At 31.1% G+C, this 17,645-nt stretch carries 15 protein-coding genes; 10 read left to right on the top strand and 5 right to left on the bottom strand.

Going from position 1 to position 17,645, the window contains the following annotated elements; genetic code table 11:
- Nucleotides 1-541: 541 nt before the first annotated feature.
- The 3 genes from FHK87_RS01425 to FHK87_RS01415 form a co-directional block, all read right to left on the bottom strand.
- Nucleotides 542-1,942 (bottom strand): S41 family peptidase, encoded by a 1,401-nt coding sequence (locus FHK87_RS01425; RefSeq protein WP_140588904.1) that lies wholly within the window; start codon nt 1,940-1,942, stop codon nt 542-544.
- 115 nt (nt 1,943-2,057) lie between these two features.
- Complete coding sequence (locus FHK87_RS01420) at nt 2,058-2,579, bottom strand: hypothetical protein (RefSeq protein ID WP_226293974.1); 522 nt, start codon at nt 2,577-2,579, stop codon at nt 2,058-2,060.
- Between the two features lie 94 nt (nt 2,580-2,673).
- The gene (locus FHK87_RS01415; RefSeq protein ID WP_140588902.1) at nt 2,674-3,753 is read right to left on the bottom strand and encodes a helix-turn-helix domain-containing protein; all 1,080 of its coding nucleotides are present in this window, start codon (nt 3,751-3,753) and stop codon (nt 2,674-2,676) included.
- A gap of 286 nt (nt 3,754-4,039) precedes the next feature.
- Here FHK87_RS01415 and pyrR point away from each other — a divergent pair, with 286 nt between their 5' ends.
- The 5 genes from pyrR (at nt 4,040) to FHK87_RS01390 (ending at nt 7,380) form a co-directional block, all read left to right on the top strand.
- Nucleotides 4,040-4,579, top strand: a complete 540-nt coding sequence (gene pyrR, locus FHK87_RS01410; RefSeq protein WP_140588900.1) for a bifunctional pyr operon transcriptional regulator/uracil phosphoribosyltransferase PyrR — start codon at nt 4,040-4,042, stop codon at nt 4,577-4,579.
- A gap of 40 nt (nt 4,580-4,619) precedes the next feature.
- The gene (locus FHK87_RS01405; protein WP_140588898.1) at nt 4,620-5,549 is read left to right on the top strand and encodes an aspartate carbamoyltransferase catalytic subunit; all 930 of its coding nucleotides are present in this window, start codon (nt 4,620-4,622) and stop codon (nt 5,547-5,549) included.
- A gap of 4 nt (nt 5,550-5,553) precedes the next feature.
- Nucleotides 5,554-5,889, top strand: a complete 336-nt coding sequence (locus FHK87_RS01400) for a ribonuclease Z (RefSeq protein WP_140588896.1) — start codon at nt 5,554-5,556, stop codon at nt 5,887-5,889.
- Nucleotides 5,890-5,950: 61 nt separating this feature from the next.
- Complete coding sequence (locus FHK87_RS01395) at nt 5,951-6,418, top strand: thioredoxin family protein (RefSeq protein WP_140588894.1); 468 nt, start codon at nt 5,951-5,953, stop codon at nt 6,416-6,418.
- Nucleotides 6,419-6,474: 56 nt separating this feature from the next.
- A complete protein-coding gene (locus FHK87_RS01390) occupies nt 6,475-7,380 on the top strand; it encodes a ribonuclease Z (RefSeq protein ID WP_140588891.1) in 906 nt (301 codons plus the stop codon).
- A 32-nt stretch (nt 7,381-7,412) separates the two neighbouring features.
- Here FHK87_RS01390 and FHK87_RS01385 read toward each other — a convergent pair whose 3' ends face one another.
- Nucleotides 7,413-8,681 carry an outer membrane protein assembly factor BamB family protein gene (locus FHK87_RS01385; RefSeq protein ID WP_140588888.1) on the bottom strand — a complete coding sequence of 423 codons (1,269 nt, stop codon included), beginning with the start codon at nt 8,679-8,681 and terminating at the stop codon, nt 7,413-7,415.
- A 180-nt stretch (nt 8,682-8,861) separates the two neighbouring features.
- Between FHK87_RS01385 and FHK87_RS01380 the strand changes: the two genes are divergently transcribed.
- From FHK87_RS01380 to pdxH, 3 genes are all read left to right on the top strand, one after another.
- Nucleotides 8,862-10,862 carry a tetratricopeptide repeat-containing sensor histidine kinase gene (locus FHK87_RS01380; protein ID WP_140588886.1) on the top strand — a complete coding sequence of 667 codons (2,001 nt, stop codon included), beginning with the start codon at nt 8,862-8,864 and terminating at the stop codon, nt 10,860-10,862.
- 204 nt (nt 10,863-11,066) lie between these two features.
- Nucleotides 11,067-11,591 carry an outer membrane beta-barrel protein gene (locus tag FHK87_RS01375; protein ID WP_140588884.1) on the top strand — a complete coding sequence of 175 codons (525 nt, stop codon included), beginning with the start codon at nt 11,067-11,069 and terminating at the stop codon, nt 11,589-11,591.
- Nucleotides 11,592-11,747: 156 nt separating this feature from the next.
- Nucleotides 11,748-12,392 carry a pyridoxamine 5'-phosphate oxidase gene (pdxH, locus tag FHK87_RS01370; protein ID WP_140588882.1) on the top strand — a complete coding sequence of 215 codons (645 nt, stop codon included), beginning with the start codon at nt 11,748-11,750 and terminating at the stop codon, nt 12,390-12,392.
- A 67-nt stretch (nt 12,393-12,459) separates the two neighbouring features.
- On the opposite strand, the gene FHK87_RS01365 is transcribed toward pdxH, so the two are convergent.
- Complete coding sequence (locus tag FHK87_RS01365; protein ID WP_140588879.1) at nt 12,460-14,709, bottom strand: OmpA family protein; 2,250 nt, start codon at nt 14,707-14,709, stop codon at nt 12,460-12,462.
- Between the two features lie 340 nt (nt 14,710-15,049).
- Here FHK87_RS01365 and FHK87_RS01360 point away from each other — a divergent pair, with 340 nt between their 5' ends.
- On the top strand, nt 15,050-15,535 hold the full coding sequence (locus tag FHK87_RS01360; protein WP_140588878.1) for a SixA phosphatase family protein: 486 nt from the start codon (nt 15,050-15,052) through the stop codon (nt 15,533-15,535).
- A complete protein-coding gene (ppk1, locus tag FHK87_RS01355) occupies nt 15,535-17,640 on the top strand; it encodes a polyphosphate kinase 1 (RefSeq protein ID WP_140588877.1) in 2,106 nt (701 codons plus the stop codon). Before FHK87_RS01360 ends, ppk1 begins: the two co-directional genes overlap by 1 nt.
- The last annotated feature ends 5 nt before the right edge of the window (nt 17,641-17,645 follow it).

The following is a 17,645-nucleotide window of genomic DNA, read 5'->3' as shown; positions in this document are numbered from 1 at the left end:
CTAAGTCTCATAAAATGGAATTTGTTCTTATTTATAATTTTTTAAACTTTTACCTGTCACTCGTATCTTCAGATTTGATACTCATCGAGTAGGGGGTACCCCCTTCCTAACAAGGGGTCTAGACCGCGCAAAGGTAGTTCGAGGCCGTACTTTAGTTCTTTTTACCCATATTTTATCACTTCGATGCCATCGAATCATCCTTTTTTCTGATCATTTACGGCTTCGAGGGCTTATATTGACGGATATTTTTGATAATTTTTGGGGTATTGACCCAAAAAAAGGTGGTTCGAACTACCTTTGTGCCGCTTAGAAGTACTTATATGACCCTTCGAACTACTTGTACAGGTAGTTCGAAGGATCAAAACAAGGGCTGCAACTACTTCTTTATGGCCTAAAAGTACTTTTATTAAGAGTGTAAATACCTATCTCCAGGGGTATTGACCATCTTTTTAAGTCGTTTATTAATGGAATTACACCAAAACTCATCTTGCCTGTGATGGTTTTTAAGATCAGGCTCATAATTTAGAACAAGAAACTTGGATTAATTATTCAGTATCTCCAAAGCTCTCTCTATACCACTATCTTTCTCTTCTTGAAAATCTTGTGTTGATAAAAATGGAATTTGATTCTCTTGACTTTCGGGGCCAATACCAATAACTTCAAAAACATCACCTTGCGCATCACTATATATTTCATTAGACAATCCTATTTCTGCTCCATTTGGCAATACATGCGTAAGAATTGTAGAAAAAGCGCCACTAGTATGTTCTCCAACAACTGTTACATAAGGTAAATCTTTAATACATAAAGCAAAAAGTTCGGCTGCACTTATAGTATAAGGGCTTGTCAATAAAATAATATCATCAGTAAATTGAAAATCTCCTTTTGGAGCTACAGAAAAAGCTCTATTTTCTGTAAAATCATCACCCAATCTGGCTTTTTTGAAATATGAAATTTGTTCCTGATCTATAAAACGCGATACCATGTCTAATGCTACTGTGTCAAATCCTCCATCATTAAAACGAATATCAATAACTAGTTTTGAAACCCCTGAGGCATTAAGGTCATTCATAATGGTATCTAGAATAGTATTTAAGCTTGATATTTCATCATCTAAGTTTGTGCCATAACCTTCCATTGATCCAATGAGAATGTATCCTACATCATTATTGATCAATCCCCATATAATTCTACTATTATCATCGATTTCAAAATTTTCACCCAAATATTCTGTTACTATGGTTGTTGCTTTTTGATCAACTAGATCCGAATAATCGTCTTCACTCTCTATAAGAAAATCACCACTTAGATTAGCATTCAATCTTTCAAATAACCTTGGGTTTCCTGAAACGATTTCAATACCATTTTCTTCATCGACAATACTTACATGTCCATCATCGAGCAAATACGCTAGTTCTTCTATAATATCATAAAAATTATCTGCTGTTACCCTATCTCGCAAGCTTTCATATTGAGACCAGTCTATATTTCTCTTTTCAAAGAAAGCATAGTAATCATTAAAAATATTCCAAAAATGGTCAAAGTTAACCTTTGGATCATCTGTCTCAGAAACTTGATCAGGGAGGCAGTCTGGATTTTGATCAGGGATTCTGGTAAATACGATTTCAGAATCTGATAATGCTGAAGAAGCTATAAGTTCATTTTCACTAATAACATCAAAATCAAATCCAAAAAAGTTTTGAAGCACAAAATCATCATCTTGAATTGAGCATCCGGCAGCATTTGTATTGTAAAAAATATCTTTACCATCAGTAAATTCAAAAACCCAACCTTTTTCTTCTATTGACCAAAATCCACTGATTGAATCTTCTGGTAGCGTAGTAGTGTCGTCATCAGATTGACAGGCAGTAAAAATTGATACAATAAATAATAGGTAATATGATTTACAAAGTGTTTTTACGTTTATATATGAATTTGTCATTGTTTTATTTTTTTGAGAATTAATTAGTGTAATAGAAAGATGGTAAGACTTCCTTTTTTCAAAAGAAACTTTGATTGAAAAACAGCATTTTATGTTATTAAAAATCAGAAAAAGGTTAAAAACGATATCCAATACTGAAGGCTACATAAGGAATCAAATCAATATCTTTATTATTGTCTTTTTCAAAACTAAGCCCTGTACCAACTCCGGCTTCATAATTAAAATGTTTGCCAATGTTTCTTCTGATTCCCCAAGTAGCAACAGTTAATACATGATATAGATCATCTCTTTCGGCTTCTTTTGTACTATGAAAATGATAGCGTGCTCTTAATGATATGTAATTACCACTATTACCATCTATCCTTTTATTCTTATCAGCACGTTTTTTTAGATTGTAATACCAACGAGGTTCTAATGCTACAACAGGTTTAATATTTGAGGTGTTAAGACCTCCAAAACCAATTTCACTTCGTAAAGCAACTTGATTTGATAATTTTAATTCATTATGAGCCCATATCCCCAATAGTCCAGTTTGAATCCCAAAAACTGATTTTTCGACAGATATGTTTTCTTCATTTTGAGAAAACCCAAAATAAGAACTCATTACTAAAAGAGAAGTAAAAAATACTTTATTCATTTTATGTTTTTTTGATTATCCCGAGTAAAAGTATGTGTATCAAAAAAATAAAAATGAAATTTTGAGAAGGTAGAAGTACTAAAACGTTGGTGTTTTACGAATCAGGACGTTTTTGAAGTTTCCTAAAAGCGCCGGGAGACATCCCCAAACTCTTCTTAAAAGTACTATAGAACGTGCTCTTAGATTTAAAGCCAACCTCCATACCGATGGCTTCTAGAGAGTATTTATTAAACACCGGATTATGCAAAAGATTTTTTGCTGCTTCAATTCGATATTCATTTACAAACTGAATAATACTTTTATTTAATTCCTGATTTATAATCTGTGATAGATACCCTTCATTAGTTTCTAATCGGGTGGCTAAATCTAACCTGCTTAAAAGAGGGTTTTTATATAATTCTTCCTTATCCATTAATTCATACAACTGTGTAATAATTTTTGAAGAGGTAGTTTCATTTATTTTTCTTCTGGTTTGAGTACTTTTTGTACTTTTTGAAGTCAAATATTCATGTATTTCTTCTTTTTGAACGATCAATTGTAGCTTAAAAACACCATAATACAATATCCACCAAGATAAAAAAGAAAGTAGTATAAATAGAAAGCCTGTAGCATATTCTGAATCGAATATATAGAACTCAATACTAGACAGCAGCCAAATCATAAGGGCACATATAAAAAAGAAATTCAATCGCAATAACCAACGTTTCTTATCTTTAGAAACAGTAGGAGAGCGTTTTATTAATTTCCTTCCCCAAAAGATTAAAAATGTATTATAAAAAAAGGATGTATTATCGGTAATAAAAAATACAATATCGTCAAAATCTGAATGATAAAACAAAACAATAGTTTCTATAATCAGAACAATAATAAAAGGAAGGTAAAGCCATTTATACCAACTCTTTTTAAGGTACCGATGTTCTATTTGAATTAAAAAATATGTAAATAGAGTAACCGCAAATAGATATTCTAATACAGGATTATTTAAGAATTCTAAAACAGTATCTTCTATACCAAACCATCCTAATAAAGTTAAACTCGTTATTAAAAACAAAGAAATAGAGAGGTAGTTATTTGCACGATTTTTATAAAAAGAAGTAGTAACTAATGAAAAACTAATAAAATATCCTATAAATCCACTTGCAATTATTGCAAAATCTAATATTGTTTCGTTCAATTTTCGTAAAAATTAATGATATAAAATTTTGTTAAAAACAGATCAAATATAAGAATAAAGGGAATAGTATATAAATCATCAAAAGGCTCTGGAATAGAAATATATAAAAATGTTGAACTTGAACTAAAAATTGCCTAGAATCAGTAGTGATCACACAAAAATCAAGCGATCAAAAAATATTTTTTATCAATTTTAGAGATCAATCATCCTTTTTAAAATTGGCTTTAAAAGCCAATTAATTTTAAAATTTCATTACTTTTGTAAACCAAGTATCAATTGGGACATTATGAGTCAAAAACTACTACTTAGTGCAAAAGAAATAGATATAATACTGCACCGTTTGGCTTGCCAATTAATAGAAAATCATACACATTTTGAAGATACGGTTCTAGTAGGAGTTCAGCCTAGAGGAACTTTTCTAGCAGATAGAATCAAAGAAATCCTGGTCAAAGATTATGATGTAAATCATATTAAACTTGGATACCTTGATATTACTTTTTATAGAGATGATTTTAGAAGAGGAGAAAAACCTTTACAAGCAAACCAAACGCATATAGATTTTGTCGTAGAAAATAAACGTGTTGTCTTTATAGATGATGTTTTGTATACAGGTCGTAGTATCAGATCTGCACTTACAGCGATACAATCTTTTGGAAGACCACTAGAAATCGAATTACTAACATTGATTGATAGGAGATTTAGTAGACATTTACCCATTCAACCTAACTATAGAGGTAGGCAAGTAGATGCAATAAATCAAGAAAAGGTAAAAGTGCATTGGGTAGAAAATGAAGGTGAAGATGCGGTGTATCTTATAAGTAAATGAAAATAGTAAAAGATTTTAAACCTAAAATTAGAATTACAATATGAGCGAACTAAGTGTAAATCACTTATTAGGAATTAAATACCTAAATTTGGATGATATTAACTTGATTTTTGAGACAGCAGATCATTTTAAAGAAGTTATTAATCGTCCAATTAAGAAAGTTCCATCGCTAAGAGACATAACAATTGCAAATCTATTCTTTGAGAATAGTACCCGAACTAGATTGTCTTTTGAATTAGCAGAAAAAAGATTATCAGCAGATGTAATTAATTTTTCTGCAGCTTCTTCTTCGGTAAAAAAAGGAGAGACACTTATCGATACCGTTAATAATATACTTTCTATGAAAGTCGATATGGTTGTGATGAGGCATCCTAATCCGGGGGCAGGAGTTTTTCTTTCAAAACATGTTGAAGCAAGTATTGTAAATGCTGGAGATGGGGCGCATGAACACCCAACTCAAGCATTATTAGATTCGTATTCAATACGAGAACGTCTAGGAGAAGTACAAGATAAAAAAATAGTTATAGTAGGAGACATTTTACATTCTAGAGTAGCTTTATCCAATATTTTTGCATTAAAAATGCAAGGAGCAGAGGTAAAAGTTTGTGGTCCTAAAACTTTGATTCCAAAATATATACAAGATTTAGGGGTTACGGTAGAGACAAACCTAAAAAAAGCTTTAGAATGGTGTGATGTAGCAAACATGTTACGAGTACAAAATGAAAGAATGGAAATTAGCTATTTTCCCTCTACCAGAGAATATACTCAACAATTTGGAGTAACAAAGAAAATATTGGAGAGCCTCGATAAAGAAATTGTAATTATGCACCCAGGACCAATCAATCGTGGAGTCGAGATCACGAGTGATGTCGCTGATTCTAGTCAAGCCATTATACTAGATCAGGTTCAGAATGGGGTAGCAGTGAGAATGGCGGTAATCTATCTTTTAGCTTCAAAAATTAAACGTTAAGCACATGATTTTTAATAAAGAAGGGTCTACGACTATCATTACACAAGAAAAAACGACCATAACAGAATTTGTAAAAAAAATAGAAGATAAATATGACGATATCAAAGGAGATAATATCATCATCAATTTATTTTCACTTGCCAAAATTACAAAAGACGATGTTAATGAGTTTTTGAGAATTTCTAAACAACATAAATCAGACAAACATTCTTTTGTGATCGTAACAGATAAAATATCATTTGAAGAAGTGCCTGATGAAGTTACAATTGTACCCACATTACAAGAGGCATATGATATGATAGAGATGGAAGAGATCGAAAGAGACCTTCTGGATTCTTAAGAAAATTAACTTTTTTTTATAATTTTTGTAATCAGAAAAGGTGTTTTACGTCTGATATGATATGAATAAAATAGCCCCATTATTATTAGTTTGTTTTACTATTCTGATAAGTAGTAAAAGTTTTGCTCAAGATTGGAAATATGATTTTGATGAAGCGATCGCTTTAGCAAACAAAAAGGATCAAAAAATTGTTCTTTTTTTTACCGGATCTGATTGGTGTCCTCCTTGTATTAAACTTGAGAGAAATATTCTTTCTAGTGAAAAATTTGATGCGTTTGCTGATCAAAAATATGTTTGGCTCAAAGCAGATTTTCCAAAACGTAAAAAAAATAGAATATCAAAAGTACAAAAGGAAAAAAACGAAAGACTTGCTGCTAAATATAACAAAAGAATGGTCTTTCCTGCGATCTTAATACTTAATAAAAAAGGTGTGGTTCTAGGAGCAACAGGATACAGAAGAGATTTGGATGTAGATGGTTACATATCACTATTGACCTCTTTTGATTCTTTTGATTCTTTTGATCTATAAACCAATTACTAATTTAATTATAATCACATCTTATTTTTTAAAAGAGGAAAACAATTTTGAAAATAACAATTTTAGGTTGCTATTCTGCAACTCCCAGGACATTTACAAACCCTACATCTCAGGTTTTAGAAATAAATAATCATATCTTTTTAATTGATTGTGGAGAAGGTACTCAAGTGCAATTAAGGCGAAATAAAGTCAAATTTTCCAGGATTAAGCATATTTTTATATCTCATTTACACGGAGATCACTTTTTTGGACTTATTGGACTAGTATCTACTTTTAGACTATTAACTAGAGAAACTCCATTACATATTTATGGTCCCAAAGGCATAAAAGAAGCAATAACACTACAACTTAAGCTTTCTAATTCTTGGACAGATTATCCTTTACATTTTCATGAATTGACAAGTAAAGACTCCGAAGTGATATTTGAGGACGAAAAAGTAACTGTTACAACAATACCATTACAACATAGAGTATATTGCAATGGTTTTCTTTTTGAAGAAAAACAAGGCGATAGAAATCTATTAATAAATAAAGTAGAGCAATATAATATTGATAAAGCTTATTATCGTTCTATCAAAAAGGGAAAAGATATTACTTTGGATAATGGTACTATTATTAGTAATGAAGAGCTTACAACAGCGCCAAAGCCAACAAAAAGTTATGCATTTTGTAGTGATACCAAGTATGATGAAGCCAAAGTACCAATAATTAAAAATGCAACAGTTTTATATCACGAATCAACTTTTTTAGAAAGCCATAAACATCTATGTGCCAAAACAGGTCATAGCTCTGCTATAGAAGCTGCTACAATAGCTAAAAAAGCAAATGTAGGAACCCTGGTTTTAGGTCATTATTCTACTCGTTATGAAAATATTGAATTATTCAAAGAAGAAGCCAAAACGGTTTTTGATCAAGTAGAAATTGCCGATGATGGTAAGGTATTTGAATTCTAAATAAAAAGCTTATTAAGAATAACTTTACCGTACTACTGATCTGTATAGTAAGACGGTCCAAATACTCCATTTTCTGCAACGACGACAGGTGTTATAGATTTGAAAGGTGCTAAGGTACTGCTAACCCAAACAACCTTGCCATTATTGGCATCCATACAGATCAACCCTGAGTTTTCATCAGTAGATTCACTTGGTCCGTTAATATCATGTCCAAAGAAATAAAGCATCCCATTTGCATAAGTAGGAGAAGATCTTATTGATACATCATCTCTAAACCACAATTGATTACCCGTAGCTAAATCAACAGCAAAAGGTCTCCCATTTCTCGAAAATGCTACATTTCCACCTTCTTCATAAATTCCAAAAACTACATCACCTTCAATAACAGGTGAATATAAAGTATCAAATCCGGTATCAATTGACCATATGATATTGCCTGTAGTCAAATCTATACTGTGTAATACAGATTCTATATTCGTATCTTTTGGTAAGGTATGGACAATTATACTGTTTCCTGAAACAACAGGGTGTCCCATTCCTTCAGCTTCAAAAGACCATATGTTCTCAAAGGTATCAGGATTGACGGCATAGAGATTTTTATTAGCTATCAAAAGGATATTGCCGGCAAAAGTAATACTACTTGTATCAGGATAAAGAAGGTTTACTTTAGTTAATCCTATTCCTGAATTTTTATCAACGACATGTATAGAAGCAGGAATCTCTCTTATGCTTGAACCTTCGGCCACAATATAAATTTTATCTCCTTTAATTATAGGTTTAGAATCTGCTGAAGTTCGCCCATCAAAACTTCCATCTTCATTTAGCGAATATCTCCAAATTTCTAGGCCTGTGGCTTGATCTACCGCTATAAATACACCATTATGTCCGGCAGCATAGCAGATTCCATCCTCACAGGCAGTAATCGACTTCTCAAAAATTTCAATATCATATTCTCCAAAAGGAGTATTCCAGAGCAATTGTTTGCTGCTTAGCTGAATGGCATTAATAGAATTATCTTCTGTTGTAAAATATAAATGATCATTTTCATAATGCGGTAAATTATGTACATAGTTAAATTTACCAAATTCATATACAGTAGTCAGTTCACCTGTACTAGCATCTAATGTTAGTAATTTCTCATAATCAGAGCTAACAACAAATGTATTTAGTTCAGGGTTTCCTGAAACAATAGTACCACCATTTCCTGTTTCTAAGGGATTATCGGTACCTTCATCTGATGAGCAAGAAACCAAAATTGATAAAAAACTAAAAATCAAAAAGGAGATTGAAAATTTTTTCATGATATATGAGCGTATTTAATGATCCGGCTGTTTTAAAGTTAATTACTAGAACAATTTTATAAAATACCAGTAAAAATGTATTTTTTTCTACTGGTTTTCAGGTATATTAATGATTTGATTGTATGATGTTTTTATCTTAATTAATATCTTGTTAAAGCATAATGAAAATATGTATTGATCATGAGGATTATAACCTGTCTATTCGTGTATTTGACAACAATTTGTGTTGGTTTTTCTCAAAATGGATTAGAACAACAAATTGATAGTTTAGAAGCAAAATTGAAAGTAGCAAAAACAGATACTTCCAGAATTCAACTGATGTGCAAATTAACCAGAGCTTATGGAGGAATTGATTCTATTAAGGTTTTTGAAAATGGGTTTAAAGCTCTTTCTTTAAGTAAAAAAAATAACTACCCATATGGAATTACATATTCATATCACGTTCTCGCAGGAGGTTATTTAGATTATTTTGATCTTGAGAACGCGAAGAAAAATTACTTGATAGCGCAAGAATATTCTGAATCATTAATAGCTAGAGACTCTTCAAGAAAAAACTTGCAACTATGGGCAAAGGTTAACTTTAATCTTGGAGTTGCATATGGATATCAAGGAAATGTTACTAAAGAAATAGAATACATTAACAAAACAGTACCAATTGCAAGACGTATCAAAGACACCTTGTTTTTAGCTATCGCAAATACCAATTTAGGAATCAAACATCTTAATTTTGCTCAATTTGATAAAGCGTATGAGTGTTTTACAAAAAGTGGTGAACAGTATCAAAAACTTAATCGGCCGGAAGATTTCATATTTGATCGACTGAATTTTGCTACTTGTTTGTATGAGATGGATTCTCTTGCTTCTATGAAAAAAACACTTGATTTAGCTAAAAGATACCTTGATAAGATTCCGAATTCGATTAGTTGGCATCAGTATTACTCTTCTCGAGGGCTTTATCTAAGTAGTGTAGGAAAATACAATGAAGCAATCCAAATGTATGATTTATCCTATACATTATTAAAGATGAATAAAATGAGAGGAGGGTACTCTGGTTTATTCTTAAAATATGCTGACACATACGATAAATTGGGAAATTATAAAATGAGTAAAAAATACATTAATGATTTCCTTGAATTGGCATTGCAATCTCAAAATGATATTGATCGTGCAAAAGCATATTATAGATTGGCAAAATTTGAAGCAGGTGCAGGAAATCACGACGCTGCATACAATCATCTATATAATTATGTAAAATTAGAAGATAGTCTAGGGGCAGAGCAGATAGCTTCCAAAATACAACAAATAGAGTCGCAATATGAGAGTGAGAAAAAAGAAAAAGAAATTCTAAGATTGACCAATGAAATGAATATTGCAGATTTGACTTTAGAAAAAAAGAAATCCCAAGGATATTTATTGATGATTATTGTGATCACACTTTTGTTTTTACTCTCTTTAGGTTTTATGATTTATAGAAACAAACTAAGAGAAGGGCGCCTAAAGGAAAGAAAGCATATAGAAGAAATAGGAGTCTTAAAACATGAACAGCAAGCAAAAATTTTTTCTGCAATAATAGAAGGGCAAGAAAAGGAACGAAAACGACTTGCAATAGATTTACATGATGGTCTGGGAGGAAGATGGTCGGCAATAAGCCTTAAAATATCTAAACTTTATAATGATACTGATACATTAAGCTATCATCCCAGGCAAGATTTAATCATTATACAAAATGATATTAAAGATTCGCTATCAGAATTAAGAGAGATTGCAAGAAATTTAATGCCGGAAACATTAACTAAATATGGGTTGAAAACAGCTTTACAAGACTATTGTAGTAATATGAATAGTAATGGCTGTAATGTAACATTACAATTTTACGAAGAAGAAAAGAAGATCACACTCAATGAGCAAGTAACTGTATATCGTATTATCCAAGAGCTTATCAATAATGCAGTAAAACATGCAAAAGCATCAGAAGTTTTGGTACAATACATACACGAGCAAGAAAAAATAGATATTATAGTTGAAGACAACGGTATTGGTTTTGATTATAATGCTTCTGAAAATAACAAAGGGATGGGACTTGCTAATCTCAAAACAAGAGTTAAATACTTGCAAGGCATTTTTGATATACAATCCAGTACAAAAGAAGGAACAACAATAACAATTCAACTAGAGATATAAAGTAAGTATGTTCTCTTTCTAATACGCTAAATAAAGATATATATCTTCATATATCATAAAACACTTATTCCTGGTAATATACCTGAAAACCAGTAGAAAAAAATACAAAGTATTGAGTATTTCAATACGATACCATTTTCGATACTTTTATTGAGTTGTTATAATAACATTAATAATTTTTTAATTCACACAAAATCATTACAAATGAAATTTAATGCAATAATTTTTTTATTTGCAGTTAGCATGGGGACAATATGCTATGGGCAAGAAGCAGTTTTTGGGGTAAAAGCAGGGGTTAACTTTTCAAAATTTGGAAAAGATGTTGACCTCGATGGTAGAACAGGTCTTTTTATAGGAGGTTTTGCTGATATAACGCTATCAAATGAGCAATTTCATATTCAACCGGAGGTATTATACTCTACCGAAGGTTCAGAAGATACAGAAGCTAATTTTATAAGAATATTAGGAATAGGAAAATATTATCCTGTCGAAGGCTTAAGTTTGGAAGCAGGACCACAATTTGGTATTAGGGTTTCTGCAGAAGATACCGTTGAAGATAATACAAAATCTTTTGATTTTGGGTTATCATTTGGTATGGGATATGAAGTAGAAGATATTGGATTGGTATTTAATGCCAGATATAATGCTGGAATCGCAAATCTTGGTAAAGATGATTTGGATACAAATATGGGAACATTTCAGTTAGGAGTAGGATATAAGTTTTATTAAATTTATGTAAATATTTTAGGTTAATAAGTTTATAAAACTGAGAATTACCTTTTTAATTAAAGGTAATTTTTTTTGTGTATAAAGTACAGAGAAAATTGTAGTAATAGACCAATAAAATAGCTTAACTTTATATCCAAAAATCTTAGATAAAGCATTATGAATAGAGATCTTACCGGATATAGAAAATCATATGAAAAAGGAGTGTTACATGAGGATGACATCTCTGATTCGCCTTTTCAACTTTTTTCTGAATGGTTTGAAGAAGTAGAAAAATATGGTGGAGTAGAAGAGACTAATGCAATGACAATAACAACCAAAGGAATAGATGGTTTTCCTAAAGCCAGAATTGTCTTGTTAAAGCATTTTGATGAAAATGGTTTTATATTTTATTCAAATTATAACTCTGAAAAAGGTAAAGCAATATCTGCCGATAATAAGATCTGTCTTTCTTTTTTCTGGCCTAATCTAGAAAGACAAGTAATTATAAAGGGTACTGCAATAAAAATAGAAGAAGAAAAGAGTTTGCTATATTTTAGATCAAGGCCAAGAGGCAGTCAACTAGGAGCATTTGCTTCTTCTCAAAGCGAAATAATTGATTCTAGAGATACTTTAGAAGAAAAATTATCATTTTTAGAAGAAAAATACAAAAACCAGGACATTCCTAAACCGGATTCATGGGGAGGATATAATGTAATTCCTGTTGAGTTTGAGTTCTGGCAAGGTAGGGCAAACAGACTTCATGATAGAATTAGATATACCCAAAAAGATACTACCTGGAAAATAGACAGACTTGCTCCTTAATCAAAAAATAACCTTATAAATTACTTTATAAGGTTATCACTATATCTTTTAATTAGAAAACAGTATCTTACATAATTACAAAGCTAGATCTTCTATTCTTTTTATATTGTTCTTCAGAACAATCGATACCATCTTTACAATCATTTACAGGTCTGCTTTCTCCAAAACCTTCATACGATAAAATTCTATTTTTAGAAATGTTTTTACTTATCAAATAGTTGTAAATTGATTCTGCTCTTTTTTGCGATAAATCAAGGTTATAATTATCACCACCTCTACTATCTGAATGCGTTTCAATTTTGATGATCATATCAGGATAGTCTTCATTCATAATTTTTACAACCCTATTCAATTCTAATTCTGCTTTATTAGTAATATCCCACTTATCAAAATCAAAATAAATCTCATTAAGATTAATTAAGTCATTAATCGTTCTACTAAGTTTAACCTCTGATTTGGTTATCGAAGTAGGAGAGGGCTTATTAGGAACAATATCTTCTGGAGTAACTCCTCCACTGTGAGTGTTATTCTCTTTGTTTGATTGATCTCTTTCATTTGGATTTAAAGTAGCCAAACGTCTATTTGATAATTGCTTTGGAAGAAAAGCAAATCTACTAGCATTAGGACAATTTAATTCACTAATATCAATAGCAAGCTTGAATTGATAGTAATCAGGAACATTACAAGAATTAATGTGATTATATCCTTCAGAATATTTTACAGTTTCATTCAATGTGCCATTAAATTCAGCAGTGACAGGCTGATCTACAATCAGTATATCATCAATAGATGTAATAGACTCGCAACCTGTATCAACCATTACATTATATGTAATTTCAAAAGGTTCACTGTCTGTTTTCACCATTTTGTTAGGTACATAGAAACTTAAGGTTCTTGATTCTTTGTCGAATTTTGTCTTAATTTTTTTCGTTGGTAATACCAATGATTCTTTTACAAACGTTACATTTTTAGGTAATATATCCTTGATAACCGTATTCTTTGCATCATCATTACCATCATTATAAACAGTAAGTTTGTAAGTAATCTCTTGTTTTGGAGATATAATATCTTCCGGACGGATATAATTATTATTAGCCGTATGTTTTGATCGCTTAAGAATATGAATAGCAGGTTCATATATCTCTACGCTAAATGCTACAGCCATTACAGAGTATCCATCATTATCGGTAAGAAGTCTGAATTTTGCTTCAGTTTGGTTGTTGCCGATAATACTGTTTCTTATATTTTTGATATCAAATAAATCTGCATCATACCCCAATGTGTTTTGACTTGCAGGAACTCGGGTTCTAACATTTTTTCCATTTTCTGTAATGTTAGCATTAAAGAAATTATTCATGGGGTTTGTTCCATCAGCAAGACTTTTATATCGATTCGTTTCATTTGACATTACTTGAAAACGATCTCCTCTAATACCTTTGTCACCCTCATAAGCAATAACACCTATTTTGCCATGTACAGCTCCGTTGGGTATAGTCTGAAAGTTATCAAAAGAAAAAGCAACAGGTTTGGCTTTAGAATCAATATTTACAAAACCATCATAAACATAGAATCGTTTACGAGGTTTTTTGTCATCTTGGTAAATAACTACCATTGTCCATCCTCCGGCAAGGCCATTTCCTAAAGTAGCATCATCATTTACTTCTGTTGTAGTTGCAGGGATGTTCGCAACAGTATAAGTACCAAGTGGATTATCCAGATTTAATACTTCTTGTGTAATATCCTTATAACATGAGTATTGATGAAATAAAGATTTCTCATCATTATAATAATCATGAATTACCTGAGCTCCTGTGATATTAGAATAGGACTTTTGACCGGGATATTTAATTTTTATAGAAGTTATATCGTGTTTACGATCTTCATCAGCGTAAGCAGCTGTCCAATACAATCCAACATGTTTGATAGAATTACAATTAGAATCAATAATTAGATCAGCACTACTAGAATTAAAGGTAGATGGATCATTATCTATATCAATGAAACCCATTTTGAATTGGTTGTTCAATCCTCCATCATTATAACTTTTGTTAGGATCAAATACACCCGAACCATCATCATTACTAACTTTTCCTAAAATGGTATTAGAAACAAACTTAAAGTCTCCTTTCAGTGTTAGTTCTTTTCTTTTTTCAAGAGGTACTTCTACTTGACCATAAGAATAATCAGCAGCCCAAAAGAAAATCAAAAATAAACTAATGGTTTTTAGGTGAAGTAGGTTCTTTTTGTAAGTAAATTCTTTTTCCACGTTATCTGTCTTTTTAATCCCGAACTCTAAACATTTTTTGATATTATCCATATCTATTTTCTAGGGGGAAAACATTTTTATTTGGGGAAAATCATGAGTAAATTTAAATTTTAACATCTAATTCTTATACAAAAAACAATCATTTTCGATATAAACACTCTTTTTTCCGACCAAGTCCACAAACTTACCATGTTCATTATCATACTTTTAAGAACATATCGTGATTTGAAGGTTAATTTTAGCATTTTCATCAATTCATCTACAATCTTGACAGGGATTTTAGCCTGTTTAAAAACAAACAATCTTTTTTTGCCCGTAAACTAAGATTTGTAAAAGCTAATTCTTAAACTTGTATAAAATAACTGTGTTTTTACCAGAATAGTATTAAATCATGAAAACATTATATATTATTAGACATGCAAAATCATCCTGGGAATTTGACGTATCTGATGAAAAAAGACCTCTAAATAAAAGAGGCTTAAATGACGCTGCTCTAATAGGAGAAAAACTTACTGCACTATTAAAACCAATAGATAAAATTTTATGTAGTCCGGCCGAAAGAGCACATAGTACAGCAAAAATAATACTTAGCTATTTAGATATCCCGGCAGAGATATTTAAAATAGAGCCTCTACTTTATGATTTTAGCGGTAATGACGTGACAAAAGTGATAAAAAATTGCAGTGATGATATTAATACTCTTCTGATTTTTGGACATAATCATGCTTTTACTTCTATTGCCAATTTGTACGGTGATACATATATAGATAATCTTCCTACGGCAGGAGTTATAGGGATTGAGTTTCCTGTAACATCATGGAAAAATATTAAAGAAGGTAAAACTGTATTAAAATTATATCCTAAACTGCTAAAATAATGACAGAACATATAGAAAACCAATATATAAATAGAGAACTCAGTTGGTTACAATTTAATGCAAGAGTATTACAAGAAGCTGCGGATAGTAGTGTTCCACTTTTGGAACGATTAAGGTTTATAGGGATATTTTCAAACAATTTAGACGAGTTTTTCAAAGTACGATATGCTACAATAAAACGAATAGATCTGGCAGGAAAAGACGGTAAGAACGTATTAAAAGGTATGACTGCTAGTGAATTGCTAGAAAAAATCACCAAAATTGTTATTCGTCAACAGGCAGAAAGTCTCAAAACGATCAATGTAATAACAGAAAAGCTAAAAGAGCATAATATTTTTATTATCGATGAAAAACAGGTAACCGAAGATCAAGATGCTTTTATCCGTAACTATTTTGTAACCAAAGTGAGTCCTGCATTAGTGACTTATATTTTAAATGACCTCGATCAATTTCCTCACCTAAAAGATAGCGTAGCGTATCTGGCAGTAAAACTTGTATTAAAAGATAAAATCCCTAAAGAAGGAAGGATTTCTAAAATATTACAACAAACTACCAAAGAAAAAATATATGCCTTAATCGAAATCCCCAAGAATACAGAAAGGTTTGTAGTACTTCCTGAAAAAGATGGAAAAAAATATATCATTATTCTTGATGATCTTATTCGATACTGTATGCACATCAATTTCAGTATTTTTGAATATACAAGTGCTTCTGCTCATATGATCAAAATAACCAGAGATTCACAATTAGATTTTGATAATGATTTGAGCAAAAGCTTCATTCAAAAAATATCCAGTAGTGTTAAATCTCGAAGAGATGGAGAACCGGTTCGATTTGTATATGACAAGACTATTGAGAAAGACACATTAACTTTTTTAATGGAAAAAATGGATGTTGATAATACAGATAGTATTATCCCCGGTGGGCGTTATCATAACCGTAGAGATTATATGAATTTTCCGGATTTAGGGACCGAGGATTTGGTATATCAATCAATAAAACCACTTACGATACCTGGCTTATCACTACAAGGTAGTCTTCTAAACAAGATCGCAGAAAAAGATTTTATACAATATACACCTTATCATACTTTTTCTTATACTGTAAAATTTTTAAGAGAAGCTGCAATTGATCCTAAGGTAAAGAGTATTAAAATCACAATTTATAGGTTAGCCAATATATCGCATATAGCAAGCTCATTGATCAATGCAGCAAAAAATGGAAAAAATGTATTAGTCCAGATAGAATTACAAGCACGATTTGATGAAGCTGCAAACATACGCTATGCAGAACAAATGCAACGCGAAGGGGTGAACCTAATTTTTGGAGTACCGGGACTAAAAGTGCATTGCAAAACTTGTGTGATTGAGAGAGAAGAAAAAGGCAAATTAAAAAGATATGGATTCATAAGTACGGGTAATTTTAATGAATCTACTGCCAAGATATATACAGATTATACTTTATTTACCACAAATGAAGCCATATTAAAGGATGCCAATAAGGTATTTAAGTTTTTTGAAACAAACTACAAAGTAAACCGTTATAAACATCTATTAGTTTCTCCACATTATACAAGATCAAAATTGATTAAGCTGATAGATAACGAAATTCAAAATGAGAAAGAAGGTAAGCCTTCTGGCATCAAATTAAAGCTGAATAGTTTGAGTGATTATGATATGATTGATAAACTTTATGAAGCCAGTAGAGCCGGGGTTAAAATCGATTTGATCATAAGAGGGATATGTTCTCTTATTCCGGGAATACAAGGTATGAGTGAAAATATTAGAGCAATAAGTATCATAGATAAATTTTTAGAACACCCGAGGTTATATATTTTTGAAAATGGAGGAGATGTAAAGGTATATATCTCTTCTGCCGATTGGATGACTCGTAATCTTGACAGAAGAGTAGAAATTTCTTGTCCTATTTATGAAGAAGATATCAAACAGGAACTTATAGAAACTTTTGATATCTGCTGGAGTGATAATGTAAAAGCAAGAAGTCTTTCTAAAAATCAAGATAATGCTTACATTCGAAATGATAAAGAGAAAATTAGGTCACAAGTAGCGACCTATGAATATTATTTACAAAAACTAGGAAATTAAATATT

Origin of the sequence: Aquimarina algicola, assembly GCF_006443095.1 — a bacterium.
Classification (GTDB): domain Bacteria; phylum Bacteroidota; class Bacteroidia; order Flavobacteriales; family Flavobacteriaceae; genus Aquimarina; species Aquimarina algicola.
Note: the sequence above shows the minus strand (reverse complement) of the source record. Positions and strands in the feature narration are given on the sequence as shown.